Origin of the sequence: Streptomyces umbrinus (assembly GCF_030817415.1) — a bacterium.
Lineage (GTDB): Bacteria > Actinomycetota > Actinomycetes > Streptomycetales > Streptomycetaceae > Streptomyces > Streptomyces umbrinus_A.
Window position 1 is genome coordinate 7,550,194 of the sequence record NZ_JAUSZI010000002.1, and the last position, 12,563, is coordinate 7,562,756.

Here is a 12,563-nt window from a genome sequence, read left to right on the forward strand (position 1 = left end):
GCCGGGTAGTGCCTGTCGCCCGGGTGTGACGCAAGACCCGCGTACACGCGACATGTGTGACAGGAAGCGGTCTTTTGTGACACGGCTGACGCATCGCGCCCCTTTAGGGGCGCGGGGAACTGCGCGACAAGCCCCCACCGGCCCGCAGCCGATTCACGCTCCGCAGGACCTCAGGAACGCCCGCGTGCGCTGAGCAATGGGCAACGGCTTGTCCGGCTCGCACGGATACATGTCCTGCTCGACGATGGCGAACAACTCCACGTCCAGTTTCTGCGCGGCAGCCAGTACCGGCTCCAGCGCCGGCACCCCGGACGGCGGTTCGCACATCACGCCACGCGCCACGGCCGGCCCGAACGGAACCTCGTTCGCCCGCACGTCGGCCAGGATCTCGGGATCCACCTGCTTGAGGTGGAGGTACCCGATCCGCTCCCCGTACGTCTCGATGAGCTTGACGCTGTCGCCGCCGCAGTAGGCGTAGTGGCCGGTGTCCAGGCACAGCGAGACCAGCGACGAGTCCGTGCCGTCGAGGAAACGCGCCACGTTCTCCTCGCTGTCGATGTGCGTGTCCGCGTGCGGGTGGACGACGATTTTCAGCCCGTACCGCTCGCGCACCTCGCGCCCGAGCCGCTCGGTCTGCGTGGTGAGGTGGCGCCACTGCTCGGCGGTGAGCGTGTCGGGTTCCAGGACCTCGCCGGTCTTGTCGTCCCGCCAGAAGGACGGGATGACGACCAGGTGTTCGGCGCCCATCGCCTGGGTGAGCGCGGCGATGTCCGAGACATGGGCCCACGTGGCGTCCCACACGTCCGGGCCGCGGTGCAGCCCGGTGAAGACCGTGCCGGCCGATACCCGCAGGTTGCGGCGGGCGGTCTCGTCCGCGAGGACGGCCGGCTCGCTCGGCAGATAGCCGTACGGGCCCAGCTCGATCCACTCGTATCCGGACTCGGCGACCTCGTCGAGGAACCGCTGCCAGGGGACCTGTTGGGGGTCGTCGGGGAACCACACGCCCCACGAGTCGGGGGCCGAGCCGATGCGGATGCGCGACAGTGAGGACTGAGGCGATGACTGAGGCGACAACGACGTCATGAGCGCCAGCTTCAGGTCCGCCGGGGAGAGGTGTCAAGGCCTGGTCCGAATGTCCGGACAACCAATTGACAGGGCTCTGCGGGCGCCGCTAGACCTTGGGTCAACCGATACGAAGGGAACTCGATGGCCGAGTCGGCGGAGTCCAGTGCGTACGACCTCATCACCATGGGGCGGATCGGCGTGGACCTCTACCCGCTGCAGACCGGGGTGCCGCTCCCGCAGGTGACCTCCTTCGGGAAGTTCCTCGGCGGTTCGGCGACCAACGTGGCGGTCGCGGCGGCTCGGCTCGGGCGGCGTACGGCCGTGGTGACGCGGACCGGTGACGATCCCTTCGGGGCGTATCTGCACGAGGCGCTGCGGGACTTCGGGGTCGACGACCGCTGGGTGACGCCGGTGCCCGGGCTGCCGACGCCGGTCACCTTCTGCGAGGTGTTCCCGCCGGACGACTTCCCGCTGTACTTCTACCGGCTCCCCAAGGCGCCCGACCTGGAGATCGACGCCCACGAACTGGACCTGGACGCCATCCGCGACACCCGGATCTTCTGGGTCACGGGTACGGGCCTGAGCGAGGAGCCCAGCCGTACGGCGACGCTCGCGGCCCTCGCCCATCGCGCCAAGTCCGGCACCACGGTCTTCGACCTGGACTGGCGGCCGATGTTTTGGAGTGATCCAGAGGCCGCCCGGCCCTTCTATGCCGAGGCCCTGCGCCACACCACGGTCGCCGTCGGCAACCTCGACGAGGTGGAGGTCGCGACGGGCGTGCGCGAGCCCCACGCGGCCGCCCGCGCCCTCCTGGACGCGGGTGTCGAGCTGGCCGTGGTCAAGCAGGGCCCCAAGGGCGTCCTGGCCGTGAACCGCAAGGGCGAGTCGGCGGAGGTCCCGCCCCTCCCGGTGACGGTCCTCAACGGACTGGGCGCGGGCGACGCGTTCGGCGGCTCCCTGTGCCACGGCCTCCTGGCGGGCTGGGACCTGGAGCGGATCATGCGGCACGCCAACGCCGCCGGCGCCATCGTCGCGTCCCGCCTGGAGTGCTCCTCCGCCATGCCGACCCCGGCGGAGGTCGAGCAGGCCCTGAAGGCGGGGGCGGTGCTGTGAGAGCGGGATACGAGGGGGCCGGCCGGCGCGAGGAGGGCGCCACGGGGGCGTACGCCTCCGCGGCGGGCGCCCCGACGCGCATCGACATCTCGGAACTCGTCCGGATCCGGGCCCAGCGCCCCGAAGCCGTCGAGGAGGCCGCCGCGCGGCGGCCCCGAAGGCCGCTCCTCGGTGAGTCCGGGCGGCTGATGATCGTCGCCGCCGACCACCCCGCCCGCGGAGCCCTCTCCGTGGGCGACCGCAGGCTCGCCATGGCCAACCGGATCGACCTGCTCGAACGGCTCTGCCTCGCTCTCTCCCGCCCGGGAGTCGACGGCGTGCTCGCGACCGCCGACATCCTCGACGACCTGCTGCTGCTCGGCGCGCTGGACCACAAGGTGGTCATGGGCTCGATGAACCGGGGCGGACTCGCGGGTGCGGCCTGGGAGTTGGACGACCGGTTCACCGGACACCGCCCGCGGGACATCGAGCGGCTCCGCTTCGACGCGGGCAAGCTGCTGCTGCGGATCGACTACGACGACCCGGGCTCGCTCACCACCCTGGAGTCGACGGCCCGTGCCGTGGACGACATGGCCGAGCGCCGGCTCCCCGTGTTCGTCGAGCCGTTCCTCAGCCGCCGTGACCCCACCACCGGCACCCTCCGCAACGGCCTGGGCGCCGACGCCGTCACCCGGTCCATCGCCATCGCGAGCGGCCTGGGCGGCAGTTCGGCGTACACCTGGCTGAAGCTCCCCGTCACGGAGAACCCGGACGACATGGCCCGCGTCATGGAGACCTCCACGCTCCCGGCCGTCCTGCTCGGCGGAGAGGTCGGCGCCGACCAGGAGGGCGCGTACGAGAAATGGCGCGGCGCCCTCCAACTGCCCACCGTGCAGGGGTTGGTGGTCGGTCGCTCGCTGCTCTACCCGGCCGACGGCGATGTCGGGGCGGCGGTCGACACCGCCGTCGGGCTGCTGTGAGGGGAAGCCGACATGACCGACGAGCCACACCTCCCCGGCGGCGGTTGTACTGTGCGCACAGAGGGGAATAAAGAGGACAAAGTGTTTGAACTCCCGGGCAGGGAGGGCGTGTTCGCCGGAGTCACCGACTTCGCGCATGCCCCCCGTCCCGCCCGGGTCCTGATCGCCTCCGGCGCGGGAAGCCGCTTCGCCCTGGCAGGAGCGAAGTGCGAGCGACGACTCCCCGCCCGCTACGGCCCCGCGCCGGAGGTCCCCGTCATCGGGTGTGCACGGCCGCACATTGGCGGACGGGCCATAGAGACGTAAGGCCCGTTCAGACGTATGACGTGGCGGATCTGCTTCCACCCGGGACACGAAGAAAGCGCAGAGGGCTACCGATGACAGAGCCGACGTCAACGACGACAAGGCTGACGGTCGCGCAGGCACTGGTGCGGTTCCTCGCCGCCCAGTACACGGAACGCGACGGCGTGCGACGCCGCCTGGTCGACTCCACCTGGGGCATCTTCGGGCACGGCAACGTCGCCGGGCTCGGGCAGGCGCTCCTGGAGTACGGCGACGACATGCCGTACCACCAGGGCCGCAACGAACAGTCCATGGTCCACGCGGCCGTCGGCTACGCGCGTCAGTCCAACCGCCTCTCCGTCCAGGCGGTCACGACCTCCATCGGGCCCGGCGCCACCAACCTCGTCACCGGTGCCGCCCTCGCCACGGTCAACCACCTGCCGGTGCTCCTGCTGCCCGGTGACGTCTTCGCGACCCGCCCCGCCGACCCGGTCCTGCAGCAGCTCGAAGTCCCGTACGCGGGCGATGTGTCGGTCAACGACTGTCTGCGCCCGGTGTCGAAGTACTTCGACCGGATCACCCGCCCCGAGGCTCTGATCCCGGCCGCTCTGCAGGCGATGCGGGTGCTCACCGACCCGGTCGAGACGGGTGCCGTCACGCTCGCGCTGCCGCAGGACGTGCAGGCGGAGGCCTTCGGCTGGCCCGAGGAGTTCTTCGCCGAGCGGGTCTGGACGGTCCGCCGTCCGGTGGCCGACCCGGAGCAACTGGCCGCCGCCGTCAGGGCGATCCGGGACGCTCGGCGCCCCCTGGTCGTCGCGGGCGGCGGGGTCCACCACAGTGAGGCCGAGGACGCGCTCAAGGAGTTCGCCGACCTCACCCGCATCCCGGTCGCCTCCACACAGGCCGGCAAGGGCTCGCTGACCTGGGACCACCCGGCGGACGTCGGCGGCGTCGGGCACACCGGCACCGCGACCGCCTGTGAACTCGCCCGCACCGCCGACCTGGTGATCGGGGTCGGCACCCGCTACACCGACTTCACCACCGCGTCGGGCACCCTCTTCACCGCCCAGGGCGTGCGCTTCCTGAACCTCAACATCGCGTCCTTCGACGGCCACAAGCTCTCCGGCCGGCCGCTGATCGCGGACGCCCGCACGGCCCTGGAGTCCCTCACCGAGGCGCTCGCGCCGCACGGCCACCGCGCCGAACCCGCGTACGTCACCGAGTACACGGACGACAAGGAGCGCTGGGAGTACCGCGTCGACGCGGCGTACGAGGCCGAGGACCCGGACATCCGGCCCACCCAGCCGCAGGTCCTCGGGCTGCTCGACGAGATCGTCACCGGCGACGACATCCTCATCAACGCGGCCGGCTCCCTCCCCGGCGACCTGCACAAACTCTGGCGCGCCCGCTCCCGCGACCAGTACCACGTCGAGTACGGCTACTCCTGCATGGGTTACGAGATCCCGGCCGCCATCGGCGTACGGCTCGCGGCGCCCGACCGTCCCGTCTGGGCGCTGGTCGGCGACGGCACGTACCTGATGATGCCGACGGAGATCGTCACCGCCGTCCAGGAGGGCATCGCGATCAAGGTCGTGATCCTGCAGAACCACGGGTACGCGTCCATCGGCGGTCTCTCCGAGTCGGTCGGCGGCGAGCGGTTCGCGACCGCCTACCGCCACCGGTCCGAGGACGGCACCTACACGGGACGCCCGCTGCCCGTCGACCTGGCCGCCAACGCGGCCAGCCTGGGCATGCGGGTCCTGCGCGCGAAGACCGTGCGCGACCTGCGGGCCGCCCTCGCCGAGGCCCGGGCCGACGACACTCCCACTTGTGTCTACGTGGAGACCCAAACGGCAGACACAGTGTCGGGCGCGCCTCCGGCCCAGGCCTGGTGGGATGTTCCTGTGGCCGAGACCGCGACCCGACCGTCGGCGGTCAAGGCACGTGAGCTGTACGAACGGCACGTCTCCACCCGACGCCGCCATCTGTGAAGGAGCACTCGGTCATGACGAAGATCGTCAACCACTGGATCGGCGGCAAGTCCGTCGAGGGCGCGTCGGGTACGTACGGGCCGGTGACCGACCCGGCGACCGGCGCCGTGACCACGAAGGTCGCCTTCGCGACCGTCGACGAGGTCGACGCGGCGATCGCCGCCGCGAAGGACGCCTACGCGACCTGGGGCACCGCGTCGCTCGCCAAGCGGTCCACGATCCTCTTCAAGTTCCGCGCGCTGCTGGACGCCCACCGTGACGAGATCGCCGAGCTGATCACCGCCGAGCACGGCAAGGTGCACTCGGACGCGCTCGGCGAGGTCGCGCGCGGCCTGGAGATCGTGGACCTGGCTTGCGGGATCACCGTCCAGCTCAAGGGTGAGCTGTCGACCGAGGTGGCCTCCCGGGTCGACGTCGCCTCGATCCGCCAGCCGCTCGGTGTGGTGGCCGGCATCACGCCGTTCAACTTCCCGGCCATGGTGCCGATGTGGATGTTCCCGCTGGCCATCGCGTGCGGCAACACCTTCGTGCTGAAGCCGAGCGAGAAGGACCCGTCCGCGTCCGTCAGGCTCGCGGAGCTGTTCGCGGAGGCGGGGCTGCCGGACGGCGTGCTGAACGTCGTCCACGGCGACAAGGTGGCCGTCGACCGTCTCCTGGAGCACCCGGACGTCAAGGCGGTCTCCTTCGTCGGCTCGACCCCGATCGCCCGCTACATCCACACCACCGCCTCCGCCAACGGCAAGCGCGTCCAGGCACTCGGCGGCGCCAAGAACCACATGCTGGTCCTCCCGGACGCCGACCTGGACGCGGCCGCCGACGCCGCGGTGAGCGCGGCCTACGGCTCGGCGGGCGAGCGCTGCATGGCCATCTCGGCCGTCGTCGCCGTCGGCGCGGTCGGCGACGAGCTGGTGGAGAAGATCCGCGAGCGCGCCGAGAAGATCAAGATCGGCCCCGGCAACGACCCGACCTCGGAGATGGGCCCGCTGATCACCGCGGCCCACCGCGACAAGGTCGCCTCGTACGTGACGGGCGCGGCCGCCCAGGGCTCCGAGGTCGTCCTCGACGGCACCGGCTACACAGTCGAGGGCCACGACGACGGCCACTGGATCGGGCTCTCCCTGCTCGACCGGGTGCCTACGTCGTCGGACGCGTACCGGGACGAGATCTTCGGCCCGGTGCTGTGCGTGCTGCGCGTCGACACGTACGAGGAGGGCGTGGCCCTGATCAACGGGTCCCCCTTCGGCAACGGCACCGCGATCTTCACCCGGGACGGCGGCGCCGCCCGCCGCTTCCAGTTGGAGATCGAGGCGGGCATGGTCGGCGTGAACGTGCCGATCCCCGTGCCGGTGGGCTACCACTCCTTCGGTGGCTGGAAGGACTCCCTCTTCGGGGACCACCACATCTACGGCAACGACGGCACGCACTTCTACACCCGCGGCAAGGTCGTCACGACCCGCTGGCCGGATCCGTCGGAGGCCCCGACGGGCGTCGACCTCGGCTTCCCGCGCAACCACTGATCCGCAACCACTGAGCACCCTCGCCCACCCGCGTCAGGCCGTCCGGACTCCGGACGGCCTGACGTTTTTTGACGCCCGGGCTGCGGTTCCCGTACGGGCGCCGGACGAGCAGCGGCTTGCGGATCGATGCCGTATACGGCAGTGAAGTCGCCTCCGAGCTACGGATTTCGTGGCAGTCGAACCATTGACGTGATGGTTTTCGTCGGGGTTCGATGCTCCGCAATCCGCTGTACGAGTCGATCGGAACCGCCGCGTATGACCGACACGCTCCGCCCCGTCCAGCCCTCCGCCGCCTCCGCCGCCGAGGCACCGGACGTCCCCGCACCGGACGGCCCCCGCAAACTCAAGCGCTCCATCGGCGTCGTCGGCGGCACGCTGCTCACGATCTCCTGCGTGACGCCCGCCTCCACGCTCTTCGTGGTCGTGCCCGACCTGTTCTCGACCCTCGGCACGGCGACCGCGCTGACCATCGCCGTCGGCTCGCTGCTCTGTATCGCCGTCGCGTTCTGCTACTCCGAGCTGGGCACCCTCATCCCCAGCGCGGGCGGCGAGTACGCCATGGTGTCGACGCTGGCCGGACGGCTCGCGGGCTGGCTGGTCTTCGTGCTGTCGCTGCTCGTCGTCATGATCGTGCCGCCGGTGATCGCCATGGGCACGGCGGACTACCTGGCGCCGGTCGCGCACCTGAACCCGTCCATGGCGGGCGCGGGCGTGATGCTCCTCGCCACCCTCGCGGGCCTGCTCGACCTGAGGGCCAACGCCTGGATCACCGGTGTCTTCCTGGTCCTCGAAGTCGTCGCGGCGGCCGTGGTCGCCCTCCTGGGCTTCGCCCACAGCGAGCGCGGCGCGGGCAGCCTGGTGTCGATGGAGGTGGCCGGGCAGGGCGGGCACACGGACACCGTCACCGCGATGCTGGTCGTCTCCGGGCTCGCCATCGCCCTCTTCGTCACCCAGGGCTTCTCGACCGCCGTCTACCTCTCCGAGGAGATGGAGAACCCGCGCCGCAACGTGGCCCGTACGGTCCTGGCCACCCTCGCCATCTCCGCGGTGATCATCCTCGTACCCGTGATCGCGATCACGCTGGGCGCCTCGGACCTCGCCGAGCTGACCGGGGGTGACATCAGCGGCATGGTCGCCGCCTGGTCCAACTCCGCGGTCGGCACCTTCGTCAGCCTCTGTGTGGCCCTCGCCATCATCAACGCGGGCATCGTCATGGTCATCCAGAACTCCCGCGTGCTGTTCGCCTCCGCCCGCGACAAGGCCTGGCCCGAGCCCGTCAACAACGTCCTGTCGAAGCTCGGCCGGTTCGGCTCCCCGTGGGTCGCCACGCTCCTGGTGGGTGTGCCCGGCGCGGTCCTGTGCTTCGTCGACCTGGACACCCTGTACGGCATCACCGGCGTCTCCGTGACGGGCATGTACCTCCTGGTCGCGGTCGCCGCCCTGCTCGCCCGCCGCGGCTCCCACGGTCACGCGCCCGCGTGGCGAATGCCACTCTGGCCCGCGCTGCCGGTCCTCCTGATCGCGGTCCTCGCGTACGTGCTCACCCAGCAGGAGACGAGCCACCTCCTGTGGACGGGCGGCATCACCGCGGCCGCGACCCTCTACTGGGCCTTCTACCTGCGCCCGCGCAGGGAGAGCCGCTGGCTGGTGACGGTGCCGGAGGACACAGGCGGGCCCCTTTAGGGGCGCGGGGCTGTGTCCGATATGCGGCTCCGCCGCGTCGGCGCGATCAGCCACGACGAACCCGCACCCGGCCACGACAGAGCTGCCCGAACTCTCCCCGGGGTACCGCGGACGCGGTACCCCGCGGGGGTCCCGTACTCCCGTGGGAGGGGTGGGGGTTCAGCCTGGAAGCTGTCTGGGGCCGACAGGTACGGCCCGTACTGTTGACGCATGGATCTTCGACTGCCCGCACTGCGGCGGCCTCGACGGTGGATCGCCGCCGGGGCCGCCGTCGTGGTGCTCGCCGGCGCCGGCACGTGGAGTGCCGTCGCCTCCGACGGGGCACCCGCGGTACACCGCACCGACCAGCTGATCAGTACGGGCGACGGGGTGAGAATCGACACGTCGTACTTCACCGGCGACGCCTCCGGACGCCGGCCCGCCGTCCTCCTCGCGCACGGCTTCGGCGGCAGCAAGAAGGACGTACGAGCCCAGGCGGAGGACCTCGCCCGCGACGGGTACGCGGTCCTGACGTGGTCGGCCCGCGGCTTCGGCGGATCCAACGGGAAGATCGGGCTGAACGACCCCAAGGGCGAGGTCGCCGACGCCTCCAAGCTGATCGACTGGCTGGCCGAGCGGCCGGAGGTCCAGCTCGACAGGACCGGCGACCCGCGCGTGGGCATGGCCGGCGCGTCCTACGGCGGCGCGGTCTCCCTGCTCACCGCCGGGACCGACAACCGGGTGGACGCCATCGCCCCGGCGATCACCTACTGGAACCTCGCCGACGCGCTGTTCCCGAACGGCGTCTTCAAGAAGCTCTGGGCCGGCATCTTCATCAACACCGGCGGCGGCTGCGACAAGTTCGAGAAGCAGCTGTGCGAGATGTACAACCGGGTCGCGGAGTCCGGTACTCCGGACGCGGCGGCGACGAAGCTCCTGGAGGAGCGCAGCCCCTCCGCCGTCGGCGACCGCATCAAGGTCCCCACGCTTCTCATGCAGGGCCAGACCGACTCGCTCTTCCCGCTCGGCCAGGCCGACACCGCGGCGAAGGCGATCCGCGCCAACGGCGCCCCCGTCGACGTCGACTGGATCGCGGGCGGGCACGACGGCGGCGACATGGAGGTGGACCGGGTCCAGGGGCGTGTGCAGTCCTGGTTCGACCGCTACCTGAAGGACGAGAAGGGCGTCGACACCGGCCCCGCCTTCCGGGTCACCCGGACCCTCGGCCTGGGCTCCGGCGACGGAGAGCCCCGGCTGGGCAGCGCGACCGAGGACAGCTACCCCGGTCTGACGAGCGGGGGGCGCTCGATCGCCCTGACCGGTCGCGAGCAGCGTTTCGACAACCCGGCGGGCTCCAGCCCGCCCGCCATCTCGGCCCTGCCCGGACTCGGCGGTGGCGGCCTGTCCCAGCTGTCCTCCCTCGGGGTCGGGGTGTCCCTCGACTTCCCCGGCCAGTTCGCCTCGTTCGAGTCGGCGCCCCTGAAGGAGGATCTGCAGATCACCGGCTCGCCGACGGTCACGGTCCACGTGAAGTCGACGAGCGAGGACGCGGTCCTCTTCGCGAAGCTGTACGACGTAGGGCCGGGCGGCGCCCAGCCGGTGCTGCCCTCGCAACTGGTCGAGCCTCTCCGGGTGGAGGGCGCCAAGGCCGGCAAGGACGTCCGGATCACCCTGCCGGCGATCGACCACGAAGTGGACGACGGCCACCGGCTGCGCCTGGTCCTCGCCTCGACGGACCTCGGCTACGCCTCACCGACGGCCCCGGCGACGTACACGGTCTCCCAGGTCTCCCAGAAGAGCGGCCTGACCGTGCCCGCGCCGCTCGGCGGGGACACCGCCGCGGCGGCGCTTCCCGCGTGGGTGTGGTGGCTCCCGATCGCCGGCGCCGGGCTCGCGCTGGCCCTGCTGCTCACCGGACGGCGCCGCACGACGACGCCCGCCCCGGACCCGGCAGGGGCCGAAGTCCCGCTCCAGATCACGGACCTGAGCAAGCGGTACGCCAAGTCGGCGGACCGCTACGCCGTACGGGACCTCACCTTCCGCGTGGAGAAGGGCCAGGTCCTGGGCCTGCTGGGACCGAACGGCGCGGGCAAGACCACGACCCTGCGCATGCTGATGGGCCTGATCGCACCGGACGCCGGAGAGATCCGCGTCTTCGGCCATGTGATCCGGCCGGGCTCGCCCGTACTGTCGCGCGTCGGGGCGTTCGTCGAGGGAGCGGGCTTCCTGCCGCACCTCTCCGGCCGCGAGAACCTCGAACTGTACTGGCGGGCGACGGGCCGCCCGCCCGAGGACGCGCACCTGGACGAGGCCCTGAAGATCGCGGGCCTCGGCGACGCACTGTCCCGAGCCGTACGCACGTACTCCCAGGGCATGCGCCAGCGCCTCGCCATCGCGCAGGCCATGCTCGGCCTGCCGGACCTGCTCATCCTCGACGAACCGACCAACGGCCTCGACCCGCCGCAGATCCGTGAGATGCGCGAGGTCATGATCCGCTACGCGGCGGCCGGCCGAACGGTGATCGTCTCCAGCCACCTCCTCGCCGAGGTCGAGCAGTCCTGCACCCACCTGGTGGTCATGGACCACGGGAAGCTGGTCCAGGCCGGCCCGGTGCAGGAGATCATCGGCTCGGGCGACACGCTGCTGGTGGGCACGGCCACGCCGACGGACGAGCCCGTCGTCGAGAAGGTCGCCGCGCTGCCGGGTGTGGTCTCGGCCGTCCGCACCGACGACGGACTCCTGGTCCGGCTCGACGCGGACGGAAGCGCGCGGCGCCTGGTCGCCGAGCTCGTACGGATGGACGTACCGGTGGAGTCCGTGGGTCCCCACCGCCGTCTCGAAGACGCCTTCCTCACCCTGATCGGAGAGTCCGCATGAGCACGCTGGCCGACCGCGCGGAGGAGCGCGAGGAGCGCGCCGAGGAGCGTGCAGGGGGCGGTCCCGCACGGGCCGTCGAGGTCGCCGACGGCTACCGCGCGGGCCGCACGCTGCCTCTGAGGGTCGAACTGGTCCGGCAGTTGAAGCGGCGCCGGACGATGGTGATGGGCGGGCTGCTGTTCGCCCTGCCCTTCATCCTTCTGATCGCCTTCCAGGTCGGCGACCCGGGCGGCGGCGGCAACGGCTCCCAGCGGATCAACCTGATGGACACGGCGACCTCGTCCGGGGCGAACTTCGCCGCCGTGAACCTCTTCGCCTCCGCGGGCTTCCTGCTCGTCATCCCGGTGGCGCTGTTCTTCGGGGACACGGTCGCCTCGGAGGCGAGCTGGTCGTCGCTGCGCTATCTGCTCGCGGCGCCCGTGCCCCGGGCCCGGCTGCTGTGGTCGAAGCTGGCCGTCGCCTTCGGCCTCAGCCTCGCCGCGCTGGTGCTGCTGCCGCTCGTAGCGCTCGCCGTCGGTACGGCGGCCTACGGCTGGGGGCCACTGCAGCTCCCCGTCGGCGGCACGCTGCCCGTCGGGACCGCCGCCCAGCGCCTGCTGATCATCGTGGCGTACATCCTCGTGTCCCAACTGATCACCGCGGCACTGGCGTTCTGGCTGTCGACCAAGACGGACGCGCCGCTGGGAGCGGTCGGCGGAGCGGTGGGGCTGACCATCATCGGCAACGTCCTCGACGAGGTGACGGCGCTCGGCGACTGGCGCCACTTCGTGCCCGCGCACTGGCAGTACGCCTGGCTCGACGCCGTCCAGCCGCAGCTCGACTGGAGCGACATGATCCAGGGCACGTCTCTGTCGCTCACCTATGCGATGGTGCTGTTCGCCCTGGCCTTCCGCGGGTTCGCCCGTAAGGACGTGGTGTCGTAGACGGCTCGTAGCTGCCTCGTAGCGCCGCCGTAAGGGCGCTCCGGACACCCTCAGGTCTCCGGAGGGTCTCCCACCGGTCTCAACTGCCGTCCACCGTGGCCGCATTGAGATTCATCCGCAACGCCTTGGCCCGCTCCTTCCGGCCGCCTCCGACGTCACAGTCACAGACGTCGA

8 protein-coding genes and 1 pseudogene are annotated in these 12,563 nt (G+C 71.3%); 8 read left to right on the forward strand and 1 reads right to left on the reverse strand.

Annotated elements, in window-relative coordinates; all coding sequences use genetic code 11:
• Window positions 1-153: 153 nt before the first annotated feature.
• Window positions 154-1,083: a sugar phosphate isomerase/epimerase family protein gene (locus tag QF035_RS33430; RefSeq protein WP_307524172.1), complete on the reverse strand. Its 930-nt coding sequence runs from the start codon at window positions 1,081-1,083 to the stop codon at window positions 154-156.
• Window positions 1,084-1,206: 123 nt separating this feature from the next.
• Between QF035_RS33430 and iolC the strand changes: the two genes are divergently transcribed.
• The 8 genes and pseudogenes from iolC (at window position 1,207) to QF035_RS33470 (ending at window position 12,389) form a co-directional block, all read left to right on the forward strand.
• Window positions 1,207-2,178: a 5-dehydro-2-deoxygluconokinase gene (iolC, locus tag QF035_RS33435; protein WP_307524174.1), complete on the forward strand. Its 972-nt coding sequence runs from the start codon at window positions 1,207-1,209 to the stop codon at window positions 2,176-2,178.
• Window positions 2,179-2,258: 80 nt separating this feature from the next.
• Window positions 2,259-3,137 carry a Cgl0159 family (beta/alpha)8-fold protein gene (locus QF035_RS33440; RefSeq protein ID WP_307531627.1) on the forward strand — a complete coding sequence of 293 codons (879 nt, stop codon included), beginning with the start codon at window positions 2,259-2,261 and terminating at the stop codon, window positions 3,135-3,137.
• A gap of 39 nt (window positions 3,138-3,176) precedes the next feature.
• A pseudogene (locus tag QF035_RS33445) lies at window positions 3,177-3,395 on the forward strand (5-deoxy-glucuronate isomerase); the annotation flags it as partial.
• A gap of 119 nt (window positions 3,396-3,514) precedes the next feature.
• Window positions 3,515-5,410, forward strand: coding sequence for a 3D-(3,5/4)-trihydroxycyclohexane-1,2-dione acylhydrolase (decyclizing) (iolD, locus tag QF035_RS33450; protein WP_307524176.1), 1,896 nt, complete (start codon window positions 3,515-3,517; stop codon window positions 5,408-5,410).
• A gap of 14 nt (window positions 5,411-5,424) precedes the next feature.
• Entirely contained in the window at window positions 5,425-6,927 is a 1,503-nt protein-coding gene (gene mmsA, locus QF035_RS33455) for a CoA-acylating methylmalonate-semialdehyde dehydrogenase (RefSeq protein ID WP_307524178.1), read from the forward strand.
• A 255-nt stretch (window positions 6,928-7,182) separates the two neighbouring features.
• Complete coding sequence (locus tag QF035_RS33460; RefSeq protein WP_307524180.1) at window positions 7,183-8,610, forward strand: APC family permease; 1,428 nt, start codon at window positions 7,183-7,185, stop codon at window positions 8,608-8,610.
• Window positions 8,611-8,820: 210 nt separating this feature from the next.
• A complete protein-coding gene (locus QF035_RS33465) occupies window positions 8,821-11,466 on the forward strand; it encodes a CocE/NonD family hydrolase (protein ID WP_307524182.1) in 2,646 nt (881 codons plus the stop codon).
• Window positions 11,463-12,389, forward strand: a complete 927-nt coding sequence (locus QF035_RS33470) for an ABC transporter permease (protein ID WP_307524184.1) — start codon at window positions 11,463-11,465, stop codon at window positions 12,387-12,389. Before QF035_RS33465 ends, QF035_RS33470 begins: the two co-directional genes overlap by 4 nt.
• Window positions 12,390-12,563 lie beyond the last annotated feature (174 nt).